The organism is Serratia sp. BNK-4 (assembly GCF_048685115.1).
Lineage (GTDB): Bacteria > Pseudomonadota > Gammaproteobacteria > Enterobacterales > Enterobacteriaceae > Serratia > Serratia bockelmannii.
Map to the genome: position 1 here is coordinate 864,158 of NZ_JBLQTM010000001.1, position 14,517 is coordinate 878,674.

14 protein-coding genes and 6 tRNA genes are annotated in these 14,517 nt (G+C 59.3%); 2 read left to right on the forward strand and 18 right to left on the reverse strand.

What is annotated here, in order from left to right:
• Window positions 1–107 precede the first annotated feature (107 nt).
• Window positions 108–590, forward strand: coding sequence for a zinc ribbon-containing protein (locus tag ACMGGW_RS04130; protein ID WP_025301844.1), 483 nt, complete (start codon window positions 108–110; stop codon window positions 588–590).
• Window positions 591–630: 40 nt separating this feature from the next.
• Here the strand turns inward: ACMGGW_RS04130 and ACMGGW_RS04135 are convergent, their stop codons facing one another.
• The 12 genes from ACMGGW_RS04135 to miaB all read right to left on the reverse strand — a co-directional run bounded on the left by ACMGGW_RS04135 (window position 631) and on the right by miaB (window position 12,314).
• Window positions 631–1,335, reverse strand: coding sequence for an FMN-dependent NADH-azoreductase (locus ACMGGW_RS04135; RefSeq protein WP_049206176.1), 705 nt, complete (start codon window positions 1,333–1,335; stop codon window positions 631–633).
• Window positions 1,336–1,483: 148 nt separating this feature from the next.
• On the reverse strand, window positions 1,484–2,416 hold the full coding sequence (gene rihA / locus ACMGGW_RS04140; RefSeq protein WP_197832313.1) for a pyrimidine-specific ribonucleoside hydrolase RihA: 933 nt from the start codon (window positions 2,414–2,416) through the stop codon (window positions 1,484–1,486).
• Between the two features lie 115 nt (window positions 2,417–2,531).
• On the reverse strand, window positions 2,532–3,257 hold the full coding sequence (locus tag ACMGGW_RS04145; protein WP_025301847.1) for an amino acid ABC transporter ATP-binding protein: 726 nt from the start codon (window positions 3,255–3,257) through the stop codon (window positions 2,532–2,534).
• Complete coding sequence (gene gltK, locus ACMGGW_RS04150) at window positions 3,257–3,931, reverse strand: glutamate/aspartate ABC transporter permease GltK (RefSeq protein ID WP_025301848.1); 675 nt, start codon at window positions 3,929–3,931, stop codon at window positions 3,257–3,259. The genes ACMGGW_RS04145 and gltK overlap by 1 nt, the downstream gene beginning before the upstream one ends.
• Window positions 3,931–4,671: an amino acid ABC transporter permease gene (locus ACMGGW_RS04155; RefSeq protein WP_420279206.1), complete on the reverse strand. Its 741-nt coding sequence runs from the start codon at window positions 4,669–4,671 to the stop codon at window positions 3,931–3,933. Before ACMGGW_RS04155 ends, gltK begins: the two co-directional genes overlap by 1 nt.
• A gap of 213 nt (window positions 4,672–4,884) precedes the next feature.
• Window positions 4,885–5,781 carry an amino acid ABC transporter substrate-binding protein gene (locus ACMGGW_RS04160; protein ID WP_025301849.1) on the reverse strand — a complete coding sequence of 299 codons (897 nt, stop codon included), beginning with the start codon at window positions 5,779–5,781 and terminating at the stop codon, window positions 4,885–4,887.
• Between the two features lie 392 nt (window positions 5,782–6,173).
• Entirely contained in the window at window positions 6,174–7,703 is a 1,530-nt protein-coding gene (gene lnt / locus ACMGGW_RS04165; RefSeq protein WP_025301850.1) for an apolipoprotein N-acyltransferase, read from the reverse strand.
• A gap of 7 nt (window positions 7,704–7,710) precedes the next feature.
• Entirely contained in the window at window positions 7,711–8,589 is an 879-nt protein-coding gene (gene corC, locus ACMGGW_RS04170) for a CNNM family magnesium/cobalt transport protein CorC (RefSeq protein WP_025301851.1), read from the reverse strand.
• A gap of 85 nt (window positions 8,590–8,674) precedes the next feature.
• Window positions 8,675–9,148, reverse strand: a complete 474-nt coding sequence (gene ybeY, locus ACMGGW_RS04175; RefSeq protein ID WP_016928766.1) for an rRNA maturation RNase YbeY — start codon at window positions 9,146–9,148, stop codon at window positions 8,675–8,677.
• Entirely contained in the window at window positions 9,145–10,200 is a 1,056-nt protein-coding gene (locus tag ACMGGW_RS04180; RefSeq protein WP_025301852.1) for a PhoH family protein, read from the reverse strand. The genes ybeY and ACMGGW_RS04180 overlap by 4 nt, the downstream gene beginning before the upstream one ends.
• 234 nt (window positions 10,201–10,434) lie before the next feature.
• Entirely contained in the window at window positions 10,435–10,770 is a 336-nt protein-coding gene (locus tag ACMGGW_RS04185; protein ID WP_004939967.1) for a zinc ribbon domain-containing protein YjdM, read from the reverse strand.
• A 119-nt stretch (window positions 10,771–10,889) separates the two neighbouring features.
• Window positions 10,890–12,314: a tRNA (N6-isopentenyl adenosine(37)-C2)-methylthiotransferase MiaB gene (miaB, locus tag ACMGGW_RS04190; RefSeq protein ID WP_025301853.1), complete on the reverse strand. Its 1,425-nt coding sequence runs from the start codon at window positions 12,312–12,314 to the stop codon at window positions 10,890–10,892.
• A 197-nt stretch (window positions 12,315–12,511) separates the two neighbouring features.
• Here miaB and ubiF point away from each other — a divergent pair, with 197 nt between their 5' ends.
• Window positions 12,512–13,693: a 3-demethoxyubiquinol 3-hydroxylase gene (ubiF, locus tag ACMGGW_RS04195; RefSeq protein ID WP_197832312.1), complete on the forward strand. Its 1,182-nt coding sequence runs from the start codon at window positions 12,512–12,514 to the stop codon at window positions 13,691–13,693.
• Window positions 13,694–13,780: 87 nt separating this feature from the next.
• Here the strand turns inward: ubiF and ACMGGW_RS04200 are convergent.
• The 6 genes from ACMGGW_RS04200 to ACMGGW_RS04225 form a co-directional block, all read right to left on the reverse strand.
• Window positions 13,781–13,855 (reverse strand) — tRNA-Gln (locus ACMGGW_RS04200).
• Window positions 13,856–13,859: 4 nt separating this feature from the next.
• A tRNA-Met gene (locus tag ACMGGW_RS04205) sits at window positions 13,860–13,936 on the reverse strand.
• 41 nt (window positions 13,937–13,977) lie between these two features.
• Window positions 13,978–14,052 (reverse strand) — tRNA-Gln (locus tag ACMGGW_RS04210).
• Window positions 14,053–14,096: 44 nt separating this feature from the next.
• Window positions 14,097–14,171: transfer RNA gene (locus ACMGGW_RS04215), tRNA-Gln, on the reverse strand.
• A gap of 30 nt (window positions 14,172–14,201) precedes the next feature.
• Window positions 14,202–14,286 (reverse strand) — tRNA-Leu (locus ACMGGW_RS04220).
• 16 nt (window positions 14,287–14,302) lie between these two features.
• A tRNA-Met gene (locus ACMGGW_RS04225) sits at window positions 14,303–14,379 on the reverse strand.
• Window positions 14,380–14,517: the final 138 nt, after the last annotated feature.

The window sequence follows — 14,517 nt, forward strand, 5'->3', positions numbered from 1 at the left end:
CCCGCGTCTTGCCAAGTGACATCAGTCATTTACGGCTAAAATAAGAACAAGTAGCTTAGGGGTATCCCTACAGCCAAGCCCGGCGCAGCGTTTATCGAGGAGAGTCTATGAACAAGGTTGCTCAGTATTACCGCGAATTGGTGGCATCGCTGACCGAACGCCTGAAAAACGGTGAACGTGATATCGACGAACTGGTGGCCAGCGCGGAGCGGCGGTTGAACGAGGCCGAAGATCTGACCCGCGACGAGGTGCGGCAGGTGACGCAGGCGGTGCGGCGCGATCTGGAAGAGTTCGCCCGCAGCTATCAGGAAAGCCGGGACGAGTTTACCGACAGCGTGTTTATGCGGGTGATCAAAGAGAGCCTGTGGCAGGAACTGGCGGATATCACCGACAAAACCCAGCTGGAGTGGCGTGAAGTGTTCAAGGATGTCAGCCATCACGGCGTTTATCACAGCGGTGAAGTGGTGGGGTTGGGCAATCTGGTGTGCGAGCAGTGTCACTACCATCTGGCGTTTTACACGCCGGAGGTGCTGCCGCTTTGCCCGAAATGCGGTCACGACCAGTTCCAGCGTCGGCCGTTTGAGCCTTGATGACGTTCCCCGCCAGGGCGGGGAACACTAAGGCCGGCGTTTAACGGAACAGTTTCTTCAGCAGGTTGCTCAGGAAACCGCCGCTGACGGCTGCTGGGGCGGCTTGCGCCTGCGCCGGTGCGCTGGCCGGTACGGCGACGCCGGCCGGGATTTTCTGCGCGACCGCGACGCGGCTGTCCTGGGCGGCTTTCTCCGCCGCTTCCGGGCCGTAGGCGAAGCCCTCCGCCAGCACGAATTCAACGTCGGTGATGCCGATAAAGCCCAGGAACAGCTTCACGTACGGCGTGATCAGATCCGTCGGCGTGTCGGCGTGGATGCCGCCGCGGCTGGAGATGACGATCGCTTTCTTGCCCGTCACCAGCCCTTCGGCACCGGCGGAGGTGTAGCGGAACGTCTGACCGGCGCGGGCGATCAGATCGAAGTAGATTTTCAGCTGCGTCGGGATGTTGAAGTTGTACATCGGGGCGCTGATGATCAGCGTGTCGTGCGACTTCAGCTCGGCAATCAGCTCATCGGAAAGCGCCAGGGTGCTCTGCTGATGCGGCGTCAGCGGGTTGTCGCCGGCGGTAAAGCCAGCCATCACTTCGCCATCCAGCTCCGGCAGCGTTGGGTTAGCCAAGTCGCGCACGGTGAACGTGTCTTCTGGGTGAGCTTCACGCCATTGTTCAACAAAAAAATCGACTAATTTTCCAGACTGGGAATATTCACCCAGAATACTTGATTTCAGGACCAGTACGCGGCTCATTGGCTTATCTCCAGGCGAAGTTTAATCGGTGACGATGTCAGTCGGTGTAAACGCATGGTAGAGGCAAGCCATCAACAGTGATAGCGCAAAAATTCGCTGAGTTAAATCAAAAAAGTTGAATGAGGGGCGCGAGCGCGCCCCGATGGGATCAATAACGCGCCAGGCGCTCGGCCAGCAGATCGATAAAACCCTCGCGGTTGATGCTGGTCAGCACTTCCACGTTGGTCGCGTTGCCGGTTTGCTGGAAATAGTCCACCACCGTCATGCCGACGGTGTATTCCCCTTTGGTCTCCACACCGACCCAGCGTTCTACGCCGGTGAACAGCTGCGGCGCCAGCAGCCAGGCGATGGTGCAGGGATCGTGCATCGCAGCGCCGGGCAGGCCGCGCGGATGGCTGAGGTACAGCGGCAGGTAAAAATCGAGCATCTCCGCGACCGCCTGCGCGACCGGATTGTCTATCTGGCGAATGCGCTCGATATCCTGCGGCAACACCAGCGCTTGATGGGTGACGTTCAGCCCGGCCATGGTCAGCGGCACCCCGGATTTCAGCACCATTTCGGCGGCTTCGGGATCGACGAAGATGTTGAACTCCGCGACAGGCGTAGTATTGCCGGCGTTCATACCGCCGCCCATGAATACGATGCGTTCGATATGGCTTTTCAGCTCGGCATGCTGGGCCAGCAGCAGGGCGATATTGGTCATCGGGCCGGTCACCACCAGGGTTATCGGCTGCGGGCTGGCGCGCAGCAAGTCGGCGATCAGCTCGACGGCGCCGCGGGGATCGGGTTTGATTGTCGGCGTCGGCAGGTGGGTGTTGCCCATGCCGGTTTTGCCGTGGACATAGTCGGCGATCACCAGTTCGCGCATCAGCGGGCCGCTGGCGCCGGCGGCGACCGGGATGTCCTCGCGCTGCATCAGGGTCAACAGGCCCAACGCGTTATGCAGGGTTTTTTCCGGCGTCTGGTTGCCGGCGGAGGTGGTGATGGCTTTGATGTCCAGTTCTGACGAACGCAGCGCCATAGCCAGCGCGATGGCGTCGTCGAGGCCAGGATCGCAATCGATGATAATAGGGCGGGGCATGTTCTTTCTCCTCTGTTTGTTATCCAGCGAGCATCGGATCAAAACCGGGGAGAAACAAGCGCTTTTAGTGCCGGGGGAAAAGATGCGCCCCTGGCGGGGCGCATAGGCAGAGCGTTTAGTGCAGGATCTTGGCCAGAAAATCCTTGGCGCGATCGGACTCGGGGTTGTTGAAGAAATCGTCTTTGTTGCGGTCTTCGACGATTTTGCCTTCGTCCATAAAGATCACTCGATTCGCCACCTTGCGGGCGAAGCCCATTTCGTGGGTTACCACCATCATGGTCATGCCTTCGTTCGCCAGTTCGACCATCACGTCCAGCACTTCGTTGATCATTTCCGGATCGAGCGCAGAGGTCGGCTCATCGAACAGCATGGCGATAGGATCCATGCACAGCGCACGGGCGATGGCGACGCGCTGCTGCTGGCCGCCGGACAGCTGACCGGGGAACTTGTTGGCATGGGCGGAGAGGCCGACGCGCTCCAGCAGCTTCAGACCCTTCTCGCGTGAGGCGGATTTGTCGCGCTTGAGCACTTTCACCTGCGCTAGCGTCAGGTTGTCGATGATAGACAGGTGCGGGAACAGCTCAAAGTGTTGGAACACCATGCCAACCTTGGCACGCAGCTGCGCCAGGTTGGTTTTCTTGTCGTTGACCGGCGTGCCGTTCACCAGGATATTGCCCTGCTGGATCGGCTCGAGGCCGTTGACGGTTTTGATCAGGGTGGACTTGCCGGAACCTGAAGGACCGCAGACGACGACCACTTCGCCTTTTTTCACTTCGGTGGTGCAATCGGTCAACACCTGAAAGTGACCGTACCACTTAGAAACATTTTTCAGGGATATCATCAAACAGTCCTTTTCTTCAAATAGCTTACCAGCGCCGAGGCGGCGAGGCTGATAACAAAATAGACAAAGCCGGCGAACAGGATCATTTCAACCTGGGTGCCGTCGCGTTCGCCGATGGTCGACGCGGTGCGGAAGAAGTCGGCCAGGCTCAGTACGTAAACCAGCGAGGTATCCTGGAACAGGACGATGCCCTGGGTCAGCAGCAGCGGCACCATGGCGCGGAACGCCTGCGGCAGGATCACCAGCCGCATGGATTGCCAATGGGTCATGCCCAGCGCCAGCGCGGCGGAGGATTGGCCGCGCGAGATGCTGATGATGCCGGCGCGGATGATTTCCGAGTAATAGGCCGCTTCAAACAGGGAAAAGGCTACCATAGCCGAGATCAGGCGAATATCGGTTTTCGGCGATAAGCCTAGAACCTGTTGTAATAAGCTTGGAACCACCAGGTAGAACCACAGCAGCACCATCACCAGCGGCACCGAGCGGAACAGGTTGACGTACAGGGTGGCGAACCAGCTGATCGGTTTGAACGGCGACAGGCGCATCACCGCCAGCACGGTACCCCACAGAATGCCGACCACGATGGCGGTCACGGTGATCTTCAGCGTGATTACCATGCCCTGCAGCAGAAACGGGAAGCTTGGGACGATCGACGCCCAGTCAAATTCGTACATTATTTACTCCCCAGGTTGCCAGGCAACTGCACTTTCTTTTCGACCAGACGCATAAACAGCATGATAACGGCGTTGATGCCGATATAAGCCAGCGTGATGGCGGTAAAGGATTCATAGGCGTGTGCGGAGTAATCCAACAGCTTGCCGGCCTGCGCGGCCATGTCCACCAGCCCGATGGTAGAGGAGATGGCGGAGTTTTTGACCAGGTTGAGCATCTCCGAGGTCATCGGCGGCACGATCACCCGGTAGGCGTTCGGCAGCAACACGTAGCGGTAGGTTTGCGGCAGCGTCAGGCCCATCGCCAGCCCGGCCGCTTTCTGGCCGCGCGGCAGGGACTGGATGGCGGCGCGCACCTGTTCGCAAACGCGGGCGGCGGTAAACAATCCCAGGCAAAGCATGGAAGAGACGAAGAACTGCACGTTGGGATCCAGCTCGCTTTTAAACCAGGTGCCGATATTGGCCGGCAGCAGCTCGGGGATCACCAGATACCAGGTAAAGAATTGCACGATCAGCGGCACGTTGCGGAACAGTTCGACGTAACAGGTGCCGAGGGCGGAAAGAAAGCGGTTGGGTACGGTACGCAAGATACCGAACAGCGAACCGACGAAGAAAGCGATAATCCATGCACAGACGGAGAGGGCCACCGTGACCTGAAAGCCGGACCAGATCCAGCCGAGGTAAGTGGTGTTCCCAAACGGGGCCTGCTGCAGGAAGATACCCCAGTTCCAATCTATTGACATAACAAACTCCGGTAAACGGGCGCAGAGCGCCGAAGATTGATGACTTGATGAGCGCCGATCGCCGCGCGGCCAGTCTGGCTGGCTTATTGTGTGCGGATGTCGGTGATGCGCCTTGGGGAAAATGAGGGAGGGGAACGGCCCCCCTCATACCTGTCTGTCCCAGTCATCAACTGGGCCGGTTTGGCCTGGCGGCCGCCCCGGCTGTCATTCTATTTAGTTCAATGCCTTGTCGTTAGGTTCTTTGAACAGCTGCTTCATGTCGTCCGACAGTTCGAAGTTCATGTTGAGGTTTTTCGGTGGAATCGGCTGCTTGAACCATTTATCAAACCACTTGGCCGCTTCGCCGGAGGTTTGCGCCTGGGCGATAGTGTCATCGACCAGTTTCTTGAACGCAGGATCGTCTTTACGCAGCATGCAGCCGTAGGCTTCTTTCGACTGCGGTGTGCCGATGATTTCCCACTGATCCGGCTTCTTGGCCTTGGCGCGCTCGCCCGCCAGCAGGGCGTCGTCCATCATGAAGGCCACCGCGCGGCCGCTTTCCAGAGTGCGGAAGGAGTCGCCGTGGTCTTTGGCGCTGATGATGCGCATGTTCATCTTGCCGCTGTCGTTCAGCTTGTTCAGCAGCACTTCAGAGGTGGTGCCGGAGGTGACCACCACCGGTTTGCCGGCCAGGTCTTTAAAGTCTTTGATGTCGGAGCCTTTTTTCACCAGCAAGCGGGTGCCGACCACGAAAATGGTGTCGGAGAAGGCGGCCTGTTTCTGGCGCTCGAGGTTATTGGTGGTGGAGCCGCACTCGAAATCATAGGTGCCGTTTTGCAGCAGCGGGATGCGGTTCTGCGAGGTAATCGGCAGCATTTTCACCTGCAGATTCGGTGCATTCAGCTTTTTCTTAACGGCTTCAACGATTTGGTTGGAGTAGTCCTGAGAATAGCCCACAACTTTTTGTTGGTTGTCGTAGTAGGAGAACGGCACTGACGATTCGCGGTGGCCGACAACGATCACGCCATTGTCTTTGATTTTCTTCAGCGTACCGGTCAGGTCTTCCGCGTGCGCCACGCTACCTGCCGCACCGAGCAGCAGTAACGATAACGCCAATTTACGCATTTGCATGGTCCAACTCCTTTACTGTTGTTGTGGCTCTGACTAAAGAGCGTCAGGTTAAATCGACTGTTTATTGCTCAAGTTATAAAGATAGTCTTATGAACTGAACGCTGTTAAAAAATAACCGATTGTGAACACCTTGAAACTAAAATGTTTCATTTTTTGAGACGCCGCGCGCACCAAATCAATGCAACAAAACGTCGGCGCACCCGTGCGGTGCGTTCAATGCACCCAAAATGTGCGCAGGTGCGACAAAACGTCAGCAAAAGTAAACCGGCGCGCGATGTCGCCATAGATAAAAGCAAGGAGTGTGCCAGCCGCGTTGATTTAACGGCGTTTTCTGACTGAGGGAAGATTTGACGGGAAAGCGGGGCGCAGCGGGTGCGCCCCGACGAAGAGGGCTATTTGCGGCGCAGGCCCAACATCAGCGCCCAGCCGCCCAGCAACAGGGTGATCACCCACAGCGGCGTGGCGCCGAAGCGCGCATAAGGCGTGAGGCCGGTGGTCGGCGTGACTTTCACTTCGAGTACCTGACGGGTGAACTGCGGGATCTCGGCGATCACCTCGCCATTCGCGTCCACCGCGGCGGTGACGCCGTTATTGGTGCTGCGCAGCAGCGGTCGGCCGAGCTCCAGCGCCCGCATGCGTGCCATCTGGAAGTGCTGCCACGGGCCGATGGAGTGGCCGAACCAGGCATCGTTGGAGATGGTCAGCAGGAAGTTGGTGTCCGGGCGGAAGTTATCGCGCACCTGCTGGCCCAACACGATTTCGTAGCAGATGGCCGCCGTCAGGTTGTAGCCGCGTACGCTGAGCTGCGGTTGTACGTAGTCGCCGCGGCTGAAGGAGGACATCGGCAGGTCGAAGAACGGCGCCAGGGGCCGCAGCAGCGTCTCCAGCGGCACGAACTCGCCGAACGGTACCAGGTGGTGCTTGTTGTAGCGATCGTTGGCCGGGTAACTGTACGGCGTCGGTTCACCGAGCACGATGGCACTGTTGTAGATTTGCTGGCCCTGCGGCGTGGCGCGCACGTCGACGATGCCGGTGATCAGGCTGCTGTTCTTCGCCCGCATCAGGTCGTCCATCATCGTCAGGAAGCCGTTCTGATTGGCTTCATAATCCGGAATGGCGGATTCCGGCCAGATGACGATCGGCGCCTTGCCCATGTAGGGACGGGTTTCGTCCAGATAGGTTTGCAGCGTGCTGACCAGCGCTTTCGGATCCCATTTCATCGATTGAGCGATGTTGCCTTGCACCATGGCGACGTTCACCGCTTTCTCCGGCTGCGGGGTAAACCACTGCAGCTGGCGCAGCGGCCACGGCAACAGCAGCAGCGCGGCGGCAATCACGGCTGCCGAGAGACGGCGCTGATTGACGGCGTACACCAGCAGGCCGGCGATGGCCATCAGCACAAAGGTGATGGCGTCGACGCCCAGCAGCGGCGCGATGCCCTTCAGCGGGCCGTTGATCTGGCTATAGCCGAACTGCAGCCACGGGAAGCCGGTCAGCACCCAGCCGCGCAGGAATTCGGTCACCTGCCACAGCACCGGCGCGGCGATGGCCAGCCGCCACCAGCGGGTGGCCGGCCACAGGCGCGTCAGCAGCCCGGCGAACAGCCCGGTATACAGCGACAGGTAAGCGGCGAGCAGTACCACCAGGAAGACGTTGACGGCGAAGGGCATGCCGCCGAAATCGGCGATGCTGACATACACCCAGTTGATGCCGCTGCCGAACAGCCCGAAGCCCCAGACAAAGCCGAGCAGGGCGGACTGTTTGGTGGTGCGATTGAGGGTAACGGCCAGCAGGCCGAACAGGGAGACGATGGCCGCGGGCCAGAAATCGTAGGGCGAGAACGCCAGCGTCCCGCCGGCACCTGACAACAGCGCCAGCAGGGCGCGAACCCGCTGGCGTTCAAGTAATGAGGCTTTAGCCATGTTGGATTTAATCTTCCAGTTTCGGTGGTGGAGAGTCGTCCGGAATTTTTACATGAACTTGGATGATACGTCGACTGTCGGCCATGGCAACTTTAAATAGGTAACCTTCGATTTCAATGGTTTCCCCGCGCGCCGGCAGGTGGCCGAAGGCCTGCATCACCAGACCGCCGATGGTATCGACCTCGTCGTCGCTGAAATGGGTGCCGAAGGCGTCGTTGAAGTCTTCGATCGGCGCCAGCGCGCGCACGGTGTACATGTGGCGGCTGAGCTGGCGGATATCCAGATCGTCTTCGTCGTCGTATTCGTCTTCAATCTCGCCGACGATCAGCTCCAGGATATCTTCGATGGTGACCAGGCCGGACACGCCGCCGAATTCGTCAATGACAATCGCCATGTGATAGCGCTGGGAGCGAAACTCTTTCAGCATCCGGTCGACGCGTTTGCTTTCCGGCACCACCACTGCGGTGCGCAGCACTTTGTCGATGCTGAACGGCTCGGAGTCTGCGCGCATGAACGGCAGCAGATCCTTGGCCATCAGGATGCCTTCGATGTGATCTTTATCTTCGCTGATCACCGGGAAGCGCGAGTGGGCGGAGTCGATAATCACGTCCAGGCACTCTTCCAGCGTCTGGTTGCGCTTGAGCGTCACCATCTGGGAGCGGGGGATCATGATGTCGCGCACGCGCTGTTCGGCGATATCCATCACGCCTTCCAGCATGTCGCGGGTATCGGGATCGATCAGGTCGTTTTGTTCGGAATCACGGATCAGCTCGACCAGATCGCCACGGTTTTTGGGCTCGCCGTGGAACAGCTGGTTAAGGATAAGAGTAAAGAACCCCTTCTTGGGACTGGGGCTGTCATTGCTTTGTGAATGGTCGTCGCTCATGGCGTTTTAGTTACTGTCACTCATGTCAGAGTTAAGGGGCGTCAGCGACAGCCCCGCATGGGGGCTGTGGGGTAAACGGCTGACGTCAGACGGGGTCTTTTTCCGCCAGGTACGGATCAGGATAACCCAGTCCGTGCATGATTTCGGTTTCCAAAGACTCCATTTCTTCGGCTTCATCGTCTTCGATGTGGTCATACCCTAGCAGATGAAGACTGCCGTGGACAACCATATGCGCCCAGTGGGCCTCCAGCGTTTTGCCTTGCTCAATCGCTTCCTGCTCAACCACCTGGCGGCAGATGATCAGATCGCCGAGCAGCGGCAGCTCGATGCCCGGCGGGGCTTCGAACGGGAAAGAGAGCACGTTGGTCGGCTTGTCTTTGCCGCGGTAGGTCAGGTTCAGCTCGTGGCTTTCCGCTTCGTCCACCAGACGCACGGTGACCTCGGCCTCTTCCTGAAATTGCGGCAGCACGCCTTCCAGCCAGCGCTGGAAGGTGGCCTCATCCGGCAGGCCGTCGCTGCTTTCACAGGCAATCTGCAGATCCAAAATCACCTGACTCATGGTGTCTCCTGCTCGGAGGCGGCGAGCGCCTCGCGCTTACGTTGCTCGGCAATCGCGTCTTTGCGTTTCTGTTCGGCGGCTTCCCAGGCCTCATAGGCGATGACCACGCGGGCCACCACCGGGTGGCGCACTACGTCTTCGCTGTGGAAGAAGTTGAAGCTCAGCTCCTCCACGTCCGACAGCACTTCCACCGCATGGCGCAGGCCGGATTTCTGGTTGCGCGGCAGGTCGATCTGGGTGACGTCGCCGGTGATGACCGCCTTCGAGTTGAAGCCGATGCGTGTCAGGAACATCTTCATCTGCTCGATGGTGGTGTTCTGGCTCTCATCCAGGATGATAAAGGCGTCGTTCAGCGTGCGGCCGCGCATATAGGCCAGCGGCGCGACTTCGATCACATTGCGTTCGATGAGCTTCTCTACGCGCTCGAAGCCCAGCATTTCGAACAGGGCGTCGTACAACGGGCGCAGATAAGGATCGACCTTCTGGCTCAGATCGCCGGGCAGGAAGCCCAGCTTTTCGCCGGCTTCGACCGCAGGGCGGGTCAGCAGTATGCGGCGAATTTCCTGGCGTTCCAGCGCATCCACCGCAGCGGCGACCGCCAGGTAGGTTTTGCCGGTGCCCGCCGGGCCGATGCCGAAGGTGATGTCGTGATCGAGAATATTGGCGATGTACTGCGCCTGGTTAGGCGTGCGCGGTTTCACCATACCGCGCTTGGTTTTGATGGTGACCGCCTTGCCGTAATCCGGCACGCTGTCCGCCACCTGTTCCAGCACCCGACTCTCTTTGATCGCCAGATGGATTTGCTCCGGATCGATATCCGGGATCACGCCGCGAATCGGCGCGGTATCCACGTACAGATGGCGCAGGATATCGGCGGCGGCAACCACACACAGGTTTTTGCCGACCAGCTTGAAACGGTTGTCGCGGCGATTGATTTCGATGCCCAATCGGCGCTCGAGTTGCTTGATGTTGTCATCAAACGGGCCGCACAGGCTGAGCAAACGCTTGTTGTCTGCGGGCTCTAACAAAATTTCTTGTGTTGCGACGTTCAAACTATTCCTCTAGGTCACATCGGGCCTGGTTGATGTCACATAGCGCGTCCGGGACGCGCGCGTTCAGGGCGAGCCTGAATACTCTCTTTCTTGAATTATTCATGGTGCGCCGCAACGGCGCAAGTTTACCGCTGATCTATCTGTGCGCCGTCGGCGGAATTCAAGGGAAGATAAGGAAAAAACGCGGCGGGGCGCAAAGCCCGCCGCGTCATCACAGAACAAGGCCGCTGGGAATCAGTTCTTTTTCACGAACTCGGATTTCAGCTTCATCGGGCCGAAACCGTCGATTTTGCAGTCGATGTTGTGATCGCCTTCCACCAGGCGAATGTTTTTCACCTTGGTGCCGATCTTCAGCATCGAGGAGCTGCCTTTAACCTTCAGGTCTTTGATCACGGTGACCGCATCGCCGTCCGCCAGCAGGTTGCCGTTGGCGTCTTTGACGATCAGCGCGTCCTGATCTTCCGCCGGGGCGCTGTCGCTCCACTCGTGGGCGCACTCAGGGCAGATGAACAGGGCATTGTCTTGGTAGGTGTATTCGGAGTTGCACTTCGGGCAGTGTGGGAGTTGCATGTTATGTCGCCTCTTCAACAATAAAAAAATAAAAAAAGAACATCACCGGGCGCGGACGCCCGGCGGAGAAACGGTAAGGAGTAGCGCGAACGGGCGGTGATAAGGCGGCCGCCGCGGCGTCAGGGCTGGTAAATGCCGACGCCCAGCGCGTTTTCTTTGCGGGTACGGGCGATCACCGACTGCGGGGATTCATGTACGCGCAGATCCATCTGCTGTTCGGTGCGCACCACTGCGCCACGCAGGGTGTTGGTCAGCACCTCGGTAATTTCCACGTCGACAAATTGGCCGATCATGTCGGGCGTGCCTTCGAAGTTTACCACACGGTTGCACTCCGTGCGCCCGGCCAGCTCCATCACGCTTTTACGCGAGGTGCCCTCCACCAGAATGCGCTGGACGGTGCCGAGCATGCGGCGGCTGAACTGCAGCGCCTGCTGGTTGATGCGATCCTGCAGAATGTACAGCCGCTGCTTTTTCTCTTCTTCGCTGACGTCGTCGACCATGTCCGCCGCCGGCGTACCGGGGCGCGACGAATAGATGAAGCTGAAGCTGACGTCGAAGTTGACGTCGGCGATCAGGTTCATGGTCTGTTCGAAGTCGGCCTGGCTTTCGCCCGGGAAACCGACGATGAAATCGGAGCTCAGCTGGATGGCCGGCCGCGCCTTGCGCAGCTTGCGGATAATCGCCTTATACTCCAGCGCGGTGTGCGCGCGTTTCATCATGGTCAGGATGCGGTCCGAACCGCTCTGCACCGGCAGATGCAGGAAGCTGACCAGCTCCGGCGTGTCTTCGTACACCGCGATAATGTCGTCGGTGAACTCGATCGGGTGGCTGGTGGTGAAGCGAATGCGATCGATGCCGTCGATGGCCGCCACCAGGCGCAGCAGTTCGGCGAATGAGCAGATATCGCCGTCATGCGTCGCGCCGCGGTAAGCGTTGACGTTTTGGCCGAGCAGGTTGACCTCGCGCACGCCCTGCGCCGCCAGCTGGGCGATTTCGAACAGCACGTCGTCGCTCGGGCGGCTCACTTCCTCGCCGCGGGTGTAAGGCACCACGCAGAAAGTGCAGTATTTGTTGCAGCCTTCCATGATCGACACGAAGGCGGTCGGGCCTTCGGCGCGCGGCTCCGGCAGGCGGTCGAATTTTTCGATCTCCGGGAAGCTGATATCGACCACCGGGCTGCGGGTGCCCTGAACGTGATTGATCATTTCCGGCAGGCGGTGCAGGGTCTGCGGGCCGAATACCACGTCGACGCAAGGCGCGCGGCTGCGGATCAGTTCGCCTTCTTGCGAGGCCACGCAACCGCCGACGCCGATGATGACAGACGGGTTCTTCTCTTTCAGCAAGCGCCAGCGCCCCAGCATGGCGAAAACTTTCTCCTGCGCTTTTTCACGGATCGAGCAGGTGTTCAGCAACAGCACGTCCGCTTCCTCGGCGTTGTCGGTCCACTCGAAGCCGTGCGTGCTGTTCAACAGGTCGGCCATTTTCGATGAATCGTACTCATTCATCTGGCAGCCCCAGGTTTTGATATGTAGTTTTTTCGTCATTGACTTGCCATTACTCAGTGCGGAGCGAAAGTTGCGTTACGCGACATGCAGGGCGCGTATTGTAATCATTTGCCGCCGTTGTGACCAGCGCGGGGGAAAATGGCACGCAACCTGAAGCCGAAGCGAAAATCCGGTACACTGCGCAAAACGCCATGTCGGGTGGGATGGCGAGCATTCACATAGAAAACATAGCCAATATGAAGACATCTCAAAATCGGTATGACGCGGTGGTGGTGGGTGGCGGCATGGTCGGCGCGGCGGCGGCCCTGGGGCTGGCGCAGGCGGGCTGGTCGGTGGCGTTGCTGGAACATCAGGCGCCGCAGGCGTTCGAGGCGCAAAGCCCGCCGGACCTGCGCATTTCCGCGATCGGCTGCACCTCGGTGGGGCTGCTGAAACAGCTCGGCACCTGGCAGGCCGTGACGGCGATGCGTACGACGCCGTATCGCCGGCTGGAGACCTGGGAGTGGGCGTCGTCGCGCGTGGCGTTCGACGCGGTGTCCCTGGGGCTGCCCGAGCTGGGCTTTATGGTGGAAAACCGCATTCTGCAGCTGGGGCTGTGGCAACAGTTCGCGCAGTGCGCCAACCTGACGCTGCTGTGCCCCGCCAGGCTGCAATCGCTGCAGCGGGCGGACAATGCCTGGCAGCTGACGCTGGACAGCGGCGAGACGCTGCAAGCGCGGCTGGTTGTCGGTGCCGACGGGGCCAACTCGCAGGTGCGCAAGCTGGCGGCGATCGGCACCAACGGCTGGCAATATCGTCAGGCGTGCATGTTGATCACCGTCGATACCGGCGCGCCGCAGCAGGATGTGACCTGGCAGCGCTTCTTCCCGTCCGGGCCCCGCGCCTTCCTGCCGCTGTACGACAGCTGGGCGTCGCTGGTGTGGTATGACAGCCCGCAGCGCATTCGCCAACTGCAGGCGATGCCGCCGGCGCAGCTGGAGCGCGAAATCGCTACCGCTTTTCCGGCGCGACTGGGCCCGGTCAAGGTGCACGCTGCCGGATCGTTCCCGCTGACGCGGCGTCATGCGCAGCGCTACGTGCTGCCGGGGCTGGCGCTGGTGGGCGATGCGGCGCATACCATCAACCCGCTGGCCGGGCAGGGCGTCAATCTGGGGTATCGCGATGTGGATGCCTTGCTGAACGTGCTGAGCGAGGCGCGGGATCAGGGAGAGGACTGGAGCAGCGAGGCGGTACTGCTGCGTTATCAGCGTCGCCGCCGTACCGACAATCTGCTGATGCAGAGCGGCATGGATCTGTTTTATACCGCCTTCAGCAATAACCTGGCGCCGCTGAACGTCGCGCGCAATCTGGCGCTGATGGCCGCGCAGCGGGCGGGCAAGCTGAAAGAACATGCGTTGAAGTACGCGTTGGGATTGTAACCGACAGGGCTCAGCGGTGGCTGGGCCCGTTAGGATTGGCTGAACGCCAGACAGCAAAAAGCCCGCCGAAGCGGGCTTTTCTAAATATGGCTGGGGTGCCAGGATTCGAACCTGGGTATGCTGGTATCAGAAACCAGAGCCTTACCGCTTGGCGACACCCCAATTATGGTGGCTACGACGGGATTTGAACCTGTGACCCCATCATTATGAGTGATGTGCTCTAACCAGCTGAGCTACGTAGCCGATGTTACTTTTTACTTCTTTGATTTGCAAGCAGTTTGTTATGGCTGGGGTACCTGGATTCGAACCAGGGAATGCCGGTATCAAAAACCGGTGCCTTACCGCTTGGCGATACCCCACCTGCAAACAAATCTTATGTTGAAACCCCATTCCCGAAAGAATATGGCTGGGGTACCTGGATTCGAACCAGGGAATGCCGGTATCAAAAACCGGTGCCTTACCGCTTGGCGATACCCCATCAACATACTGCGCCGACGATGAAGAGAAATGGTGCGGGAGGCGAGACTTGAACTCGCACACCTTGCGGCGCCAGAACCTAAATCTGGTGCGTCTACCAATTTCGCCACTCCCGCAAATACAAAAAAGAGATGGTGGCTACGACGGGATTCGAACCTGTGACCCCATCATTATGAGTGATGTGCTCTAACCAGCTGAGCTACGTAGCCCTCTTTTTTTGCTTTGCCTTCATCGGCGTTGCGGGGCGCATTATGCGTATATGACCGATTTGCGTCAACAAGTTTTTTCCCGAAAAAGCGCCCGGAAGCGCCGTTTGTCTGGGTTGTGAACATTATGGCGATAAAATC